Origin of the sequence: Echinimonas agarilytica (assembly GCF_023703465.1) — a bacterium.
Classification (GTDB): Bacteria; Pseudomonadota; Gammaproteobacteria; order Enterobacterales; family Neiellaceae; genus Echinimonas; species Echinimonas agarilytica.
Genome location: NZ_JAMQGP010000003.1, coordinates 609,602 through 626,234, shown reverse-complemented (window position 1 = coordinate 626,234; position 16,633 = coordinate 609,602). Strand labels below are relative to the sequence as shown.

The 16,633-nt window shown below is 45.1% G+C and carries 11 protein-coding genes and 1 tRNA gene; 7 read left to right on the top strand and 5 right to left on the bottom strand.

Annotation, left to right across the window (positions count from 1 at the left end; translation table 11 throughout):
* The first annotated feature begins 52 nt into the window (after nucleotides 1-52).
* Complete coding sequence (locus tag NAF29_RS09965) at nucleotides 53-895, top strand: DUF1853 family protein (protein WP_251261399.1); 843 nt, start codon at nucleotides 53-55, stop codon at nucleotides 893-895.
* 2 nt (nucleotides 896-897) lie between these two features.
* Here NAF29_RS09965 and NAF29_RS09960 read toward each other — a convergent pair whose 3' ends face one another.
* The 4 genes from NAF29_RS09960 to NAF29_RS09945 all read right to left on the bottom strand — a co-directional run bounded on the left by NAF29_RS09960 (nucleotide 898) and on the right by NAF29_RS09945 (nucleotide 5,046).
* Entirely contained in the window at nucleotides 898-1,194 is a 297-nt protein-coding gene (locus NAF29_RS09960) for an integration host factor subunit alpha (RefSeq protein ID WP_251261398.1), read from the bottom strand.
* Nucleotides 1,195-1,197: 3 nt separating this feature from the next.
* Nucleotides 1,198-3,579 carry a phenylalanine--tRNA ligase subunit beta gene (gene pheT, locus NAF29_RS09955; protein ID WP_251261397.1) on the bottom strand — a complete coding sequence of 794 codons (2,382 nt, stop codon included), beginning with the start codon at nucleotides 3,577-3,579 and terminating at the stop codon, nucleotides 1,198-1,200.
* A 14-nt stretch (nucleotides 3,580-3,593) separates the two neighbouring features.
* Nucleotides 3,594-4,574 (bottom strand): phenylalanine--tRNA ligase subunit alpha, encoded by a 981-nt coding sequence (gene pheS, locus NAF29_RS09950; protein ID WP_251261396.1) that lies wholly within the window; start codon nucleotides 4,572-4,574, stop codon nucleotides 3,594-3,596.
* Nucleotides 4,575-4,848: 274 nt separating this feature from the next.
* The gene (locus NAF29_RS09945) at nucleotides 4,849-5,046 is read right to left on the bottom strand and encodes a ThuA domain-containing protein (protein WP_251261395.1); all 198 of its coding nucleotides are present in this window, start codon (nucleotides 5,044-5,046) and stop codon (nucleotides 4,849-4,851) included.
* A gap of 494 nt (nucleotides 5,047-5,540) precedes the next feature.
* Between NAF29_RS09945 and NAF29_RS09940 the strand changes: the two genes are divergently transcribed.
* The 6 genes from NAF29_RS09940 (at nucleotide 5,541) to NAF29_RS09915 (ending at nucleotide 14,870) form a co-directional block, all read left to right on the top strand.
* Nucleotides 5,541-5,617: transfer RNA gene (locus NAF29_RS09940), tRNA-Val, on the top strand.
* Between the two features lie 704 nt (nucleotides 5,618-6,321).
* Nucleotides 6,322-9,111, top strand: a complete 2,790-nt coding sequence (locus NAF29_RS09935; protein WP_251261394.1) for a TonB-dependent receptor — start codon at nucleotides 6,322-6,324, stop codon at nucleotides 9,109-9,111.
* Nucleotides 9,112-9,239: 128 nt separating this feature from the next.
* Nucleotides 9,240-10,787 carry a tryptophan halogenase family protein gene (locus tag NAF29_RS09930; protein ID WP_251261393.1) on the top strand — a complete coding sequence of 516 codons (1,548 nt, stop codon included), beginning with the start codon at nucleotides 9,240-9,242 and terminating at the stop codon, nucleotides 10,785-10,787.
* Between the two features lie 19 nt (nucleotides 10,788-10,806).
* Nucleotides 10,807-11,526 carry a SapC family protein gene (locus NAF29_RS09925; RefSeq protein ID WP_251261392.1) on the top strand — a complete coding sequence of 240 codons (720 nt, stop codon included), beginning with the start codon at nucleotides 10,807-10,809 and terminating at the stop codon, nucleotides 11,524-11,526.
* A gap of 45 nt (nucleotides 11,527-11,571) precedes the next feature.
* Nucleotides 11,572-13,926, top strand: coding sequence for a beta-galactosidase (locus NAF29_RS09920; RefSeq protein ID WP_251261391.1), 2,355 nt, complete (start codon nucleotides 11,572-11,574; stop codon nucleotides 13,924-13,926).
* A gap of 353 nt (nucleotides 13,927-14,279) precedes the next feature.
* Nucleotides 14,280-14,870: a hypothetical protein gene (locus tag NAF29_RS09915; RefSeq protein WP_251261390.1), complete on the top strand. Its 591-nt coding sequence runs from the start codon at nucleotides 14,280-14,282 to the stop codon at nucleotides 14,868-14,870.
* Here NAF29_RS09915 and NAF29_RS09910 read toward each other — a convergent pair.
* Nucleotides 14,867-16,609 (bottom strand): glycoside hydrolase family 36 protein, encoded by a 1,743-nt coding sequence (locus tag NAF29_RS09910; protein WP_251261389.1) that lies wholly within the window; start codon nucleotides 16,607-16,609, stop codon nucleotides 14,867-14,869. The two genes, NAF29_RS09915 and NAF29_RS09910, sit on opposite strands and share 4 nt — an antisense overlap.
* Between the last annotated feature and the right edge of the window lie 24 nt (nucleotides 16,610-16,633).

Here is a 16,633-nt window from a genome sequence, read left to right as displayed (position 1 = left end):
TTACACAACTCATTGATTAAGATCAGAATTTGAAGCGATTGAAATCACACTAATGCTTGAATCAGCTGTAATAAAACAACAAAACTATCGATTGGATGCGCAGTACGCAATCGAAACGCCTGCATTTGAAGGCATAGACCACGCTTACTCTCCCAACGCTGACTGGTATTCTGACTTTTGGAATACTGTGCGCCCCAAGTTCTGTAACTCGAGCTCTGAGGACCTAGTGATCCCTACTCGGCTCGGAATCTATTTTGAAACCTTGTGGCTCAAAGCAATCGACGCCCATCCTGATTATCAATTGATTTGTGCAAACTTACAGGTGAATGGAGAAGGACGTACATTGGGGAGTTTTGACTTCTTAGTTCGGTATATTCCCGATCAAACCATAGAGCATTGGGAACTCGCCAGTAAGTTTTACCTTGCTTTACCTTTGGCGTCAGAATGGATTTGGCTTGGCCCAAATCTTAATGATTATTGGCAACTGAAAAAGCAAAAAATGCTCTCCCACCAGATCCAACTTGGACAACGGCCCGAAGCAAAAGACGCCTTAGCGGCTGTAGGTATAGGAACGATTGATAAGCACCGATTAGTGGTCAAAGGGCGAGTTTATTGGCCAACTACAGAAGCCAACAAACTGCATTGGATGACGCAGCAACAATGGAGTAGTAGCCAACAAACGAACAACCTTCATCCAGTTTATGAGCAACCTAAACATTGTTGGTTAGGGTTAAGTTCGAACGCACCACAGAGCATCAACTTAACTGAACAAGTTCTAACAACGCCCATTCTCATTACTCAGAACGGCACTCAGTCTTTTATTGTTCCCAACCAATGGCCAGAACAAGCAAAACAAAAGGCAGCGGGCCTTGGGACCGCTGCCTTCAATACTTGATCTTATTCCAAAGGCTCTGCTGTCTCCACACGAGACTTTAACTTTTGCCCGGGACGAAACGTCACCACGCGTCGAGAACTAATGGGAATATCTTCACCAGTTTTAGGATTTCGACCTGGGCGCTCATTTTTCACACGCAAATCAAAATTACCAAATCCTGATAACTTTACCTGTTCTCCCTCTTCGAGCGATTGACGTATCTCTTCGAAGAAGTTTTCCACCATATCTTTGGCCATCTTTTTATTGATGCCCAATTTGCTGAAAAGCATTTCAGCCATATCCGCTTTGGTGAGCGCCATAAATCACTCCCTTAAGGTAGCATTAAAATCTGAAACAATTGCCGAGATGACACTATCAGTTAAGACGCTGATTTCCTTATCTTCAAGTGTTCGTGCCAAATCTTGTACCGTAATTGCGATCGCGAGGCTCTTTTTACCCTCTGCGATCCCTTCCCCTTGGTACACATCGAATAAGTTTATGCTAACGACTTGATTACCGCCAACTTTTTTAATGACATCAAGCACGTCTTGCGCATTTACTGCTTCATTTACAACAAATGCAAAATCACGTCGATTGGCGGGGAACTTGCTAATTGCTTGCGCTTTTGGCAAATCTTTCTCACCCAAAGCACTCACTAACAGTTCAAATACGAATATTTTCCCTTTCAATCCCAGCTTTTTCGCTGCAGATGGATGCAAAGCACCAATATGACCCACACATTGTTGACCACGATAAAGTGCAGCACTCTGCCCCGGGTGCATTGATGGATGAGCCTCAGGAGCAAAACTAAATTCACCAACACCACCCAATGAAGCAACGATCGCTTCAACATCACCTTTCACATCATAGAAATCAACGGCGGCAGCGCCCTCGCTCCAGTGTTCTTCAAAGCGACTGCCCGTGATCACACCACTCAACATTTTTTCTTGGACAACTTGGTTGTCGCCTTCCGGTAAAAAGCGTAGTCCCAATTCAAAGATTCGAACACGAGGTTGTTGGCGGTTTTGGTTATGCTTCACAGTCGCCAGTAAACCGGGTAAAAGGCTCACGCGCATTGCCGACATATCCACCGATATAGGGTGTGGCAAAATTAAGTCTTGAGTCTCTGGGAACAATACCTTTTGCGTTTTTGGATCGACAAAGCTGTAGGTAATTGCTTCTTGGTAGCCACGCCCCACCAAAATTTCTTTCAGTTCATTTTCAACCACAGCGGCTTCAGGATGACGATTCATCTCGAGCTTAGCCGTTGGAGGGATATTTGGAATATTGTTGTAGCCGTATACTCGAGCGACTTCTTCCACCAAATCTTCTTCGATTGAGATATCGAATCGATATGACGGTACCACCACCGACCAACCTTGACTCAGAGTTGACACTGTCATACCCAAACGTTCAAGTATTTCAGAGACTTGAGCTGGATCGATATGAATACCGATAATGCGATCAAGTTTGGCCTGACGTAATTCAATTGCAGGTACCGCTGGTAAATGCGCTTCGTTAACCGCTTCAACCACTGGCCCCACGTCTCCGCCCACAATATCAACCAACAAGGCTGTAGCACGTTCCATTGCCATCGATTGCAACTTCCAATCGACACCGCGCTCATAGCGGTGCGATGCATCGGTGTGCAAGCCATAACTCCGAGCTTTACCGGCAATTGCAATCGGTGCAAAGAATGCACTCTCTAATAAAATATCTTTAGTTTGCTGTGTAACACCGCTTTTGTCGCCACCAAAAATACCCGCCAATGCGAGAGATTTTTGCTGATCGGCAATCACTAATGTGTCTGAACGAACTTCAATCGCGTTACCGTCAAGCAACGTCAATGGCTCTTTGTCAGACGCTTTACGAACCACAATGCCACCTTCGATCTGATTCAAATCGAAGGCATGCATTGGGTGGCCCATTTCGAGCAGCACAAAGTTAGTCACATCAACTACAGGATCAATAGAACGCACGCCACAGCGGCGTAGCTTTTCAACCATCCATAACGGTGTTGTTGCATCAATATTAATGTTGCGGATGATACGACCTAGATAACGAGGGCACGCATCGGGAGCTGCAAGTTCAATAGAGATGACATCGTCAATGGTAACAGCTGCGTTGGTCCAAGTCGGTTCGGTCACAGCGGTGTTATTCAACACGCCAATTTCACGAGCCAAGCCTTTAATACCCAAACAGTCACTACGGTTTGGCGTGAGGTCAACTTCAATGGTGGCGTCGTCAAGCTGTAGGTACTCACGAACATCTGCGCCAACCGGAGCATCTGCTGGCAATTCCATGATGCCATCGGACTCTTCAGCCATACCCAGCTCTGCTTCAGCGCACAGCATTCCAAACGAAGGCTGCCCACGTAGTTTTGCTTTCTTGATTTTAAAGTTACCCGGCAACACGGCTCCCACTGTTGCAACCGCTACTTTTAAACCTAAACGGCAGTTTGCAGCACCACAAACAATATCAAGCAACTCATCGTCACCGACATTGATTTTGGTCACACGTAGCTTATCGGCATCTGGATGTTGGCCACATTCAACCACTTCACCCACTAATACACCGCTAAACTCACCAGCAACGGCATCAACGCCGTCTACTTCAAGTCCAGCCATGGTAATTTGTTCAGCCAGTTGTTCACGGCTAATTGCAGGATTCACCCACTCGCGGACCCAAGATTCACTGAATTTCATCGTCTGGGCTCTCCTTAGTTAAACTGACGCAAGAAACGAAGATCGTTTTCAAAAAACGCTCGTAAGTCATTGACGCCATAGCGCAACATAGTTAAACGCTCGACCCCCATACCAAAGGCAAATCCGCAATATTTTTCAGGGTCGATTCCAACACTACGCAATACATTTGGATGCACCATGCCGCAACCAAGAACCTCTAACCAACCATTCTCGCCCAATACATCAACCTCAGCTGAAGGTTCTGTAAATGGGAAGTATGAAGGGCGGAAACGTACCGTGAGGTCTTTTTCAAAAAAGTTTTGCAAGAAATCGTGCAAAATACCTTTGAGTTCGGCAAACGAGACGTGTTCGTCAATCATTAAGCCTTCAACTTGGTGGAACATAGGTGTGTGCGTTTGATCATAGTCGTTCCGATACACACGACCCGGAGAAATGATACGCAATGGCGGCTTTTCATTTTCCATGGTGCGAATTTGTACGCCAGAGGTTTGCGTACGCAGCACTAAATCAGGATTGAAATAAAAGGTGTCGTGATCAGCTCGTGCGGGGTGATGCTCAGGAATGTTCAGCGCATCGAAGTTGTGAAATGAATCTTCAACCTCTGGTCCTTGCTTCACTTCGAAGCCGAGCTCACCAAAGTAGGTTTTAATTCGGTCGATCGTACGGCTCACTGGATGCAATCCCGCTTCAGGCATACGACGCCCAGGCAATGTCACATCAATGGTTTCAGATGATAACTTGGCATTCAGTTCAGCTTGCTGCAATTCAGCCATTTTGCTGTTAATTGCTTGCTGAACATCTTGCTTAGCCTGATTAATGGCCTGGCCCGCAGCAGGACGCTCTTCCGCGCTTAACTTGCCCAACGATTTGAGCTGCTCGGTGAGCTTACCCTTTTTACCTAAATAATTTACCCGCACTTCATCCAGTGCGTTGGCTTTTTCGGCACCATTAACGGCAGCGAGAGCCTCGGCAACCAGTGCGTCAAGATTCAACATAGTGGTTCTCTTAAATAACGAGTGACAGTTAAGGTGTCGTTATGAATGGAAATTTTAGCCGGCTAAGTCTACTCGAAAATTGCGCAAAATAAAAAAGGACAGTGGCACTATTGGTGAAAAAAGCCCGACTTTGATCAACAAAGTTTAAAAAACACTATAAATCAGGTGATTTACGGCATTATTCAAGTCTTTGCTTGCGCATTCATAGCCTTCATGAAGTGCTCGCTCTTTGTTTGTCCCGTAGCCGCCCAATACAATCCACCATAATATGTGATTAAGAAAAAGAGAATGTTGATAGGCTGCCGGCACATGTCCCAATGGGGTATAGAACGAGCGCCCCATCAAACTCTTGGTGCCAAGCGATGGGGTGAAAATCTCCCATCCCACGACCCTGCTGATCGCCCCAGTCTGAACCTGGGGTGTAGGTCGATTCATCAACAGACAATACATAATTCAAATTGGGTGAGAGCACTGGATCAAATTCATACCATACATCGGCTCATAATAATGTGTTGGCAAATTGTTCAAGCCCTGCGAAAGTTGGGGCCAAGACCTTTAGCATTGCCGTTTGGACTTCAGTATGAATCAAGAATCGGCGCCCAATTAATTTCCCAAACCAAGCATTATCATATTCTGTATCAGATGCCATATCTCGCCTGTATACCATAGAAAAATGGAATATTGGCAAGCTCGATAATTTCCATTACTACGATATTCAATTTCATGCATGCCTGATTGCAGGAGCCTCCGCGCAACCGATAAATAGTAACCTTGGAGATGGATTTCTAAGCAAATTGAATAAAGAGCAGCCATTTGATTGATGAATTTTAGAATCTACTACAAAAAATGTTGCATAGGCGAAAAAGCGTGGCTATTATGACGCCCACTTCGCAAGGGGTTCCCCCAAGCAAGTGAAGCATAGTACAGATAAGTCGGTTCTTGGTTTAGATGTGCGTTCCAAATTAAGCTCGCTTAGCTCAGTTGGTTAGAGTACCTGCATGACATGCAGGGTGTCACTGGTTCGAGTCCAGTAGCGAGCACCATTTTATCCCTCCCACTTTATATTTAGCCAAATGGTTATTCGGCATTCGTACGTCTTTACTGTCCTGCTGTATTTCTGCTGGATACGACATATATTTCACAATTTTTCAGTGAAAATCCCAACATGAACTAGACTCTAGTCTGCTCGGTGTTATCACCGTTTGACAACCTTTTTTCACCGTTTCTGCACTCAAAAAACACTAACTACTCTAATTTTTTATTGCTAAGGCGCAAAGGCATTGGCGTCGCAACAACTCTCGTTGTAGCCGGCGAACCAGTGTGCCAAATTCTCTATTTTTAATCCCAGAATCTGAAATATTGATTACTTCTACGGCAATTTTTGGAAAAAAAAGGCAATTTATCGAACAAATATCTATCCAACACCGCTACAGAAAGGCAAACCAGTGACCTTTCAAATACTCCATCGAGTCTCTCAAATCGTCCATTGCTGGTATCAATTTCGGTCCGGTCTGATTTATTACTCTAAAAACGAAAACTCATAGTGTGCGCTACGTCTCTAATACGAGCCCGAATGTTAAATAAAAACGGTACATTGTTAACATTTTGCAAATGACCGTATTGCGTAAATGCACTATTCCCTTACCTTAAGTGTGCAAGATTTCATCACTCAACCGAGAAAGTTTCACTCTCGGGAATCTTGTTTCAAACACACAATAATTCTAATGCACTAGGGGCAGGGATAAAAATGGACACCAACAGATTTAAATTAAATTCTGTTTATATGGCGATACTTGTTGCGACAGGTTCGGCTTCGATGGCACATGCAGCAGAAGAAACACAACAAAATAATCTTCAAAAAGAAGAAGTAGAGGTTATTCAAGTTTCAGGTATTCGTGGTTCTCTTACGAAATCCGCAGACATTAAACGCTCGTCAGCGGGTGTTGTAGATGCGATTTCTGCAGAAGACATCGGTAAGTTTCCAGACAGTAACTTAGCAGAGTCGTTGCAGCGTATACCGGGCGTATCGATTGACCGGGCAAACAACGAAGGTAACCAAGTCACCGTTCGTGGTTTCGGCCCAAGCTTTAACTTGGTGACATTGAATGGTCGCCAAATGCCTAATTCGTCTGTACTTCAATCAGCAGGGATTTCGCGAAGCTTTAACTTCCGTGAAATTGCGTCTGAAACCGTATCTGGCGTTGAAGCTATTAAAACTGGACGCGCGAACATCACTTCTGGTGGTATTGGTGCGACGATTAATATTAAAACGGCCAAGCCATTTGACTATGATGGCTTCAAGGCATTTGCAAGCGCCACCGCGATTCACGATACCAGCGTCGAAGACAAGGGTGATGATTTCACACCTGAAGTTTCAGGCATGGTCAGTAATATCTTCTTAGACGGCAAACTTGGGGTCATGTTGTCGGCATCTCACTCAGAGCGTGATAGCCACCGCGATCGCGCAGGTACCGATGGTTGGGTAAGAAACCGTGGTAATAGGGATGGTATCGATACGAGTGCTATCGATACTGCAAAAAACCCTGACCAATCGTTTTGGACAGCTTGGACTGCCACCTCTGAACACTACGATACAACTCGCGAACGTGACAATGCGCAGCTTGTTGTTCAATATTCTCCGATCGACACCGTAGAAGCCACGCTTGACTACACTATTTCTCGTTTTGAAGAAACAAGTACTACCAATCGCTCAGCATTCTGGTTTGATAATCCAACCGGCGCTACCGACGCAAACGGTACTGTGTACAGTCCACGCAATGCAAATGATGAACTAAACTTCTGGGCTTGGAAATACTACGAAGAAAAAGAAAACGATTCTTTGGGTGTGAATCTCAAATGGGACGCCACTGACACCTTAAGTTTTATGTTGGATTATCACGATTCCTCTTCTGAATCGAACCCTGATGGCGACACGGCTGAAACACTAGCAAACCTAAAGAATCCGCCGGGTTCTGTGGCCCTTATCGGTGCTGATTTTGTCGGTGATATTCCGAACATCATTGTCGATGATTCAGGCTTAGTGGGTGGCGCATATGACAAGAGCAACATTGTTTCTGACTTGTACCAGCAACGCGGTTACTCGATGGAAAATGACATTAAACAAGTGCACCTTTCAGGAACGTGGTTAAATGGCGGCAATGGCGATTTAAGCCAAATTACGTTCGGCATCCAAAACACCAAGTATGAAGTCGATACGTATTTAAGCGAACGATTTGACTTTGTTGACATCTCAATGGATGCCTTAGATCTCTCATTTGAAGAGTCTGGAAGCACACTTGATGAGTTTTCTGGATATAAAGATCTATTCCCATACATCGCTAAATATAGTGCCGAGCAGTTCCTAGATATCGTGACCGCTGAAGGTAAATATCAGGCGCCTAACGTCACTACCAATGGTATGGAAGAAGAAACGCTTGCCGTATATGCTGCGCTTCAGATTGAAACCGAACTGAATAATTTCCCGATTTCAATTAACGCAGGTGTTCGTTGGGAAGACACTGACGTAGAAGCATACTCAGTTCAACCTGGCATTATCGCAATGAACTACCGCCATCCTGAGGAACTAAGCGAAGTTTATGACACGGTCGATACAGCACAACGTTTAACGGGCAGCTACACGCGTATTTTGCCAAACCTTGACATTCAGGTGGATGTCACTGATGACATCGTGACCCGTGCATCTTACAGTCGAACCATTGGTCGAGCCAGCATCAATGCTCTATTCCCGGGAACAACTACAAACGCAAGACCTGAAGGCCCATTCCAAGCGTCTCAGGGCAATCCAAACTTGCTGCCAATTACCTCCGACAACTTCGACTTGTCTGTAGAGTGGTACGACGACAACGGTAGCTTCGCTTCAGCTGGCTACTTCAAAAAGTACGTTGAAAACTTCATTGGTTCAGGCGTTGTAAATGGTCCGCTTAACGACGTGAACGGCCAACCGCTCACGGATCCAAGTGTGAACCCACGCCCAGGATGTCCTGATTCTTCAGCCACACCGAATCCAGCATGTTTGGGGACCGCAAGCGACCCTGTGATTACCTGGGAAATTTCCACGCCGCAAAACCTTCAAAACAGAGAGCTTGATGGTTGGGAATTTAATGTTCAATACATGTTCGCAGATACTGGTTTCGGTGCTGTTGCCAACTACACCATTGTTGACAGCGATGAAGAGTTTGACCCGTTCAACTTTGACGAAACTGTAGCACTGACAGGACTAAGCGACACTGCCAACTTGGTCGGTTTCTATGAAAACGAAACCTTTGAAGTTCGCGTTGCCTATAACTGGCGTGACGACTTCTTGCTCGCTCTGGGCAATGAGCCAACGTTTACAGAAGCCTATGGTCAACTTGATGCCAGCATTAGCTATGACATCAACGAGAACTTCTCTGTATTCGCGGACGCTATCAACGTCACTAACGAAACTGTTCGCCGCTATGGCCGTTTCGAGAATCAATTGATCTCAGCTGAACAATATGGTCCTCGTTACAGCTTTGGTGTTCGTGCCAACTGGTAATCAATAGCGCTTATTTTTCAATTGCGAAAAATAGTCACAGTGCAACATGCAAAGGCCGCCAAATTAACGGCGGCCTTTATTAATGGTTCAACCAGTGAAAACACAACGAATAACCAAGGAGTGTAAATATGACCAACGCAGTCACATCAATTGTTATTGTTGGAGGCGGCACCGCAGGATGGATCACCGCAGGGACGTTGGCAGCTAAAATAAAGCGAGAACATGAAGCGAATGTTTCCATTACGCTCGTAGAATCTCCCGATATTCCCACCATTGGTGTGGGCGAAGGGACGTGGCCCACCATGCGCACCACACTGAAAAAAATGGGCATCTCAGAAACGGATTTTATGCGCGAGTGCAATGTTTCCTTTAAACAGGGCGCTAAGTTTGCACAATGGACCACCGGTACTCCCGACGACTTCTACTACCACCCATTGGTACTCCCGACTGATTTCGATAACACCAATTTAGCCCCTCATTGGCACCATCATAACAAGGGCTCATTCTCTGAAAACGTGTGTTACCAAGAGGCCCTGTGTGAGCACGGTTTGGCCCCCAAACTCATTACCACTGCAGAATACGATGCGGTGGCGAATTACGCTTATCATCTCGATGCTGGCGCTTTTTCCGAATTTTTAAAACGACATTGCACCACTCAACTTGGAGTGACCCATATTTTAGACAATGTGGTGAGCGTTAAAGCGGCGACAAACGGCGATATCAGTGCGGTCATCACGCAAAATAATGGTGACATCGACGGTGATTTATTTATCGATTGCACCGGTTTTAAATCGTTATTGATTGGTCAACACTACAACACCCCATTCAAGTCATGCCGCGATGTGTTATTTGCCGACCGAGCGTTAGCCGTGCATGTTCCCTACCCCGACGAACAAAGTCCTATCGCTTCTCATACCATATCCACCGCACAAACCTCTGGTTGGATATGGGATATTGGGCTCACCAATCGACGTGGTGTAGGTCATGTCTTTTCATCGGCTCACATCAGCGATGACCAAGCCCATCAACAATTGTTGAGTTACATCACGCCCAGCTATGCAAATGCCGATTCATTGTCTGTTAAAAGTATTGATATTGATTCCGGTCACCGCGAAAAGTTTTGGGTCAATAACTGTGTTGCGGTGGGATTGTCGGCCGGTTTTTTAGAGCCGCTCGAAGCATCTGCTTTAGTCTTGGTTGAGATTTCGGCTTCAATGATCGCCGAACAACTGCCAGCGAACCGAGCATCGATGAATATCGTCGCAAAACGGTTCAACGAAACCTTTCTATATCGTTGGCAGCGGATTATCGATTTTCTAAAGCTGCATTACATGCTTTCAAAACGCATAGACAGTAAGTTTTGGATCGATAATCGTGAATCAAGCAGTATTCCTGATTCTTTAAATGAATTACTCACCATTTGGCAGCATCAATATCCATGGCACGGCGATTTTGACCGCGCTGTAGAAGTGTTTCCAGCCGCCAGTTATCAATACGTGCTTTATGGCATGCAGTTCAACACATGCGATCCCAGAGGCATTGCCCCAGACCGCCATCAACACGCCTTGAACTTAATTCGTAAGAACGAAAAATACACACATCAACTACTCGGTTCCATGCCAACCAACCGAGCACTGATCGAAAAAATCAACCAATACGGCTTGCAGCCTGTATAACGTTATTAAGGATAGTAATGTGACCCAATTTCAAGTTGTCGATAGCACGGCTCACAAGCATACAAAAATAAACACCCAGCACGGTGCTGAATATGGCGAAAACATCCACTACGCACCAGCAGTTGCAGATGAATTACGTCATTTAGCATTGGAATATCCAGTCTGTTTTATCAAAGACAGCGAAACGGGCCAGTTTGGTATGCATGCTGTGTTTGGATTTGATCCGGGCGAGAATCTTTTTTTGAAAGGCAACCAATGGCACGCGAACTATGTGCCCATGCACATTCGCCGCCAACCCTTTATGGTGGGAGTGAAAGGCCCTGCGGGCGCGCAACCCACCCCTGAAAATACCGTTCTCACTCTCAATATGAGTAATGCACGCGTGCAAACAGTTGACGGAGAACCCTTGTTTGATGCGCAAGGCCAAGCCACTCCATATTTACAAAAAGTATCGCAGTTAGCGTTTGATATCGTCCCCGCAATTTTGCGCACTGAGCAGTTCATTAAAACCCTTGTAGCCAATCGCCTCATTGAGCCCATTCAGTTGACCATCACATTAAAAAATGGCGAGGAAACTAAATTTGAAGGCATCTACACCATTAATGAAGAAAAACTCAGCCAGCTTTCTCAAGAAAAAGTGTTTGAATTTCACGAGAAAGGCTACTTCCAAGCCTGCTATTTGATACTGGCTTCATTTGGCAACATACAAAACCTTATCACATTGAAAAGTAAAATTTAATTAACGAATCAAGCCGTCTAATATTGAAGGTGAAGGATTACAAAAATGAATTCAAAATTATCTAAAACATGGCACAGCAAATCGATACTTGCAGCGTCAATTGCAATCGCTTTGGTGGCATGTTCAGACTCGAGCACGACGCAAGACAATACGGCTGTTCCAGCGTCCAATGCAGATGCGTTTCAACCAGAGCAAACATTGGTCACGCTCGTCGACTTTGAAAGCCCTACTCAACAGGGCTGGCTCTCGAGTAATGAAGCAAAAACAGCGCTCAAACACATCACTGACAATACTTATGTATCGGTTGATTTTTTATCGAAATTCAACATGCCTACACTGGTTGTCGCCCCCGAAGAGCCATGGGCATTTGATCAATTCGAAAATTATAACTTTGCCTTTGATGCAGAAAATACAGGTGATACTTCTATTCAACTCTACTTGAATGTAGAAAACCCAAAAGGAAAAGCTCAAAGCCGTTCAATTAGCTTAGCGGCAGGCTTTAAAGGGACCGTCTATTTCCCATTAAAAGGTGTTGAAGCCGAGACCGAAATTGGACTTTGGGGCGATGCACCACCTTGGCAGACACAAGATAAGCTAATGATTTGGCGCTCGTGGCGATCAGACAATGTCAATCTTGATCAAGTCGCTGCCTTAAAATTTTTTACTATTGGTAATTTAGATGATACCCAAGTGGCTCTCGATAATATTCGCCTGCGTAAAAATCCAGAAACACGCAGTGATTGGATGAAAGGTGTGATTGACGAGTTCGGCCAAAATGCCAAAATACAGTCTCCTCTTAAAATTGATTCAGTGGAACAATTAAAAGCGGCTGCCAATGCAGAGCTAAAACAGTTAGATAACTCGAAAGGCATGCCCAATCGCTCGCAATATGGTGGCTACACGGCGGGTCCGAAGCTCAATGCGACGGGATATTTCCGCACAGAAAAAGTCGATGGAAAATGGTGGATGGTTGATCCCGAAGGCCATGTATTTTTCTCTCACGGACCAGCCAACGTGCGCATGGCGAATATGTCAACGCTAACCGGTGTCGACTTTAAAGATGACAGTGTGCGTGTCGTTCACGATGATGAATTAACGCCTGAGGATTCCATGGGGATTGTCAGTGTTTCGGATGACGTTCGTTCAACGCGCTATGTCACATCAGACATACGTCATCAAATGTTCAATTGGCTTCCTGCGTATGACGATGAACTCGCTGAGCATTACAGCTATCGCCGTTCGACTCACAAAGGCGCAATTGCTCACGGTGAAACCTATAGTTTTTATCGTGCTAACTTAGAGCGTCGCTATGGCCAGACATCGCCTGAGTCTTATATTAAAAAATGGGAAGACGTCACCATTCAACGCATGCATGAATGGGGGTTCACATCCTTTGGTAACTGGGTAGACCCAGCATTTTATCAAGCGCAACAAGTGCCTTATTTTGCCAATGGTTGGATTATTGGTAACTACAAAACACTGTCTGGCTATAAAAACCATTGGGGCTTAATGCCTGACCCATATGATCCAGTGTTTGAACAACGAGCGATCGCGACTATCGATGCAATTGCAAAAGATGTCGAAAATTCGCCTTGGTGTGCAGGAATTTTCATCGACAATGAAAAAAGTTGGGGAGAACGCTCAGGTACAGTAGAAGAGCGGTATGGCGTAATTTTAGATGCCTTATCCAAGGATTCAGAACAAAGCCCTGCTAAACAAGCTTTTACCGAGCACTTACAGCAAAAATACACTGATATTGATCAAATCAATGCAGCGTGGCTCAGGGAGTTTGAAAGCTGGGAAGACGTGGCTCGCTCCATTCAGTTTGACCAATATAGCGCTGCACTTGAAGTCGATTTATCGCGCATGTTGGAAATGCTAGGTGAACAGTACTTCAAAGTGGTACATGGTACGCTGGCCGAAGTGATGCCAAATCACCTGTATATGGGCGCTCGCATGGCGAACTGGGGTATGCCCGATGAGATCATTAAAGCGTCATTAAAATATTCAGATGTGTTGAGCTTCAATATTTATGAAGAAGGCATGCAAGACCACTTTTGGAAGTTTTTAGAAGACGTTGATTTGCCAGTTGTGATTGGCGAATTCCACATTGGAACCACTGTCGATACTGGAATGTTCAACCCCGGCATTGTACATGCAGCAGATCCAAGCGATCGTGCTCAAATGTACAAAGACTATATGCAAAGCGTACTCAACAAACCGTATATGGTTGGCGCACATTGGTTCCAATATATTGATGAACCCATTTCTGGACGCGCTTTTGACGGTGAAAATGCCAACATTGGCTTTGTTACCGTCACCGACATCCCCTACCCGCAACTGATTGATGCAGTAAAGGATGTCACCTCAACCATGTATCAAAAACGTTTGGCAAACTAGTCATTCGGGAATACTTCCCCCTTCACGGAGCTCAACCTTTGCCCAAGGAGAGCTCCGTTTTTTCACCTTTTAAACACACGTCACACACTGCAATTTATTGCGCAGCAAAGTTCACTCCAAAGCATGTTGTGGTTCTTTCAGAATCCGATTTTGTGAAGCAGCAATAACATTTAATACGAGACCGTAACAAAATGTGTCAAAACTTGCTTTACATCACTATTACTGTTTGAAAGTTCATCAATACATCTGATATGTTGCTGTCACTAAGTAGTATTTTCGATGAAAGAATCGAGCGATTACAGCTTTAACACATCGAATCTAAAAATATAACGGACATGAGCCGGCGCTAAATAATGACTTTGAATCGATTATCACAGATAGGGATAGGGTTGACTTGCTTAGTGGCAACAAGCTGCTTTGCGCAGGATGATAGGCCTACAGAAACAGATGACAGTTCGTCTGTTTCTTACCTGTCGTTTATCGACTTCGATTTTTCAAATGTCTTTCAACAAAATCAATACATCAACTCATCCGTAGCCTTTGCTCAATCTAGCTACAACTCGGTGTACCAATCTCTTGCAGATTATTCGCACCGCATTGAATTACTTCCCGCTGCCACATCCAGCTACTACCGCAGTGACGCGGCTTTGTATGAATACATGGCAGTCCCTATCATTGCCGTTCCAGGTGATATTCGATTAGAAGTGTTCGGGCAAGCGTATGACCCTGATTATTATCTTCTATCAAACATCGACAAAGACAATGTGTATCGCAACTATTTGCCAAATGGCGTAATGGACTGGAATCAAGCAGAAATGGCTGTTGGTTTTGGCACCAGCTTGGCACTCGAAGATGGCGTAAACTTCAGAACAGTTTACACCACAGGTACAATTCCTGGCCTTGGCGATAGTAACGTTGCTATGTCACTTGAGTTCGATTTCTAACACGCTTTAACACACAGCACTTTTGCCGTATTTGCCTCAATATCAATGGTGAACATAGGTCTGTTGTTGGCCAATGCAACACCACTCCAAAAATCAAACCAATCAGCTTCACAATGATGCTTTAAGCACACCGTGCGCTGCGCAATCTCGGATAAATCAAACACGAAATATAGCCAAGTCGTCGCGTTGAGCTGAAGGCTCGCTTGTTCAAAGCTCAAATCCTTGAATTTGGCAGATGCTGAAGAACTCTTGTACCTGTTTAGCATACGAGCCAACCGCTCGCGACTCACTTTATTGAGCGCCAATACAGAGTCTCCTAACAGGATATTCCCTGCTGTAGCTAAGACTGAAGATGCATGGAACTGATAGTCTGCAAATGAAGCGGCTTGCTGATGATGTTCGGTATTCAAATCTTGTAAAGTAATGCAGTCTGGGTCGACCTGCCACAGTGTGCCGTTTTGCCAACTTCGGCCCGCATTCTCAAGATGAAGTTGCTTAAAACGCCCTAATTCTCGGTGCACATCATCGCTTGTTCTCATACAGTCAATCAAGCCTAGTGATGGCCACATTGGCGCGTTACACCCAAGTAACATCGCATCACCTGCACCGCGCTTAATGGCAGCAAGACCTTTGCGGTACGCTTCAACAGCTGTCATTGGTTGTTGGTGAGCAACTTTTAGACACCCCCAGTAAATGGCATCAAGTTTAAATAGGCTAATGTTCCAACGTTGCTTCATGTAGCGTACGGTTTGCTCTAAGTGTTGGCACGCCTCATCAATAGAAGTATCCAATAGATACCAAGGAGTGCTACGCCAGCCGCCATAAGTCACATCGCTCGCTGCCACAAAACGATCATCATCTGTTCGGATAAACCAATCTGGATGGTCCCTGACAATTTGAGCATTTTTTTCGGCAATAAATGGCGCCATCCAAATAGCCGTTTTTTTGCCTTGCCGCTGAATATCCTCCATGACCTGATCGATGCCATGTCCAAATCTGTTAGAAGGAATGAGCCAATCTCCCATCGCCGCCTGATAACCGTCGTCAATCAGTATGGTATCGAACGCAGCCAGCTCACCACGCAACGCTGCGGTATTGTCTTGAATCGCTTGCTCGGTAATGTGTTGGTAATAGTGATACCAAGAGCACCACCCTTGAATCGGTTTTGATTGCCGGGACGCCCCCACTTCCGCCACAATCAAGTCTGCAAAGGTTTGCTGCACCTCAGCCAACTTGCCTTCAAGATAAACAAGTTTGGGGAGATCTCGGCGCTGATTTTTCTCAAGCCACCCTCCTGCAGATTCAATGACAGCAAAAAGTTCGTCACCGTCGCGTTGAAAGTAGCTGGAATAACGTTCACAACTCGTAAAACCAAGGAGAATGTAGTGCTCCCCTATGGTCTGCTCAATGATCATATAATTGTAAAATCGGGCTTCGTGTTCACTGTATATCCGATAGTCTGCATCGTTATCGCTGCAACGGCTAACGCGTATAGGGTCTGACAGGGTACCTGTCCATTGACAAAGCATTTGGAAGCCATCACTCCAAATGGTTGAATCTAACCATTGGCCAGCATGAATGCCGGCTATCACAACGTCGTTGAGTTGAATTGAAGCATTAGATTCGTTGAGCACTGTTACTTCAAAGCTTTGCTCTGTGCCTCTCGCTTTGAGGTTCAATCTGCAAGAGTTTTTCCATTTTGCGTGAATGAAGCTTGAATCATCTAACCAGATCGCCATAATCTAAAGCACCTTCACGTTTCG

Excerpts from the sequence above, each read along its gene's own strand:
- NAF29_RS09965 (WP_251261399.1), top strand. The coding sequence starts at position 53 with ATGCTTGAATCAGCTGTAATAAAACAACAAAACTATCGATTGGATGCG.
- NAF29_RS09960 (WP_251261398.1), bottom strand. The coding sequence starts at position 1,194 with ATGGCGCTCACCAAAGCGGATATGGCTGAAATGCTTTTCAGCAAATTG.
- pheT (WP_251261397.1), bottom strand. The coding sequence starts at position 3,579 with ATGAAATTCAGTGAATCTTGGGTCCGCGAGTGGGTGAATCCTGCAATT.
- pheS (WP_251261396.1), bottom strand. The coding sequence starts at position 4,574 with ATGTTGAATCTTGACGCACTGGTTGCCGAGGCTCTCGCTGCCGTTAAT.
- NAF29_RS09935 (WP_251261394.1), top strand. The coding sequence starts at position 6,322 with ATGGACACCAACAGATTTAAATTAAATTCTGTTTATATGGCGATACTT.
- NAF29_RS09930 (WP_251261393.1), top strand. The coding sequence starts at position 9,240 with ATGACCAACGCAGTCACATCAATTGTTATTGTTGGAGGCGGCACCGCA.
- NAF29_RS09920 (WP_251261391.1), top strand. The coding sequence starts at position 11,572 with ATGAATTCAAAATTATCTAAAACATGGCACAGCAAATCGATACTTGCA.
- NAF29_RS09915 (WP_251261390.1), top strand. The coding sequence starts at position 14,280 with ATGACTTTGAATCGATTATCACAGATAGGGATAGGGTTGACTTGCTTA.
- NAF29_RS09910 (WP_251261389.1), bottom strand. The coding sequence starts at position 16,609 with ATGGCGATCTGGTTAGATGATTCAAGCTTCATTCACGCAAAATGGAAA.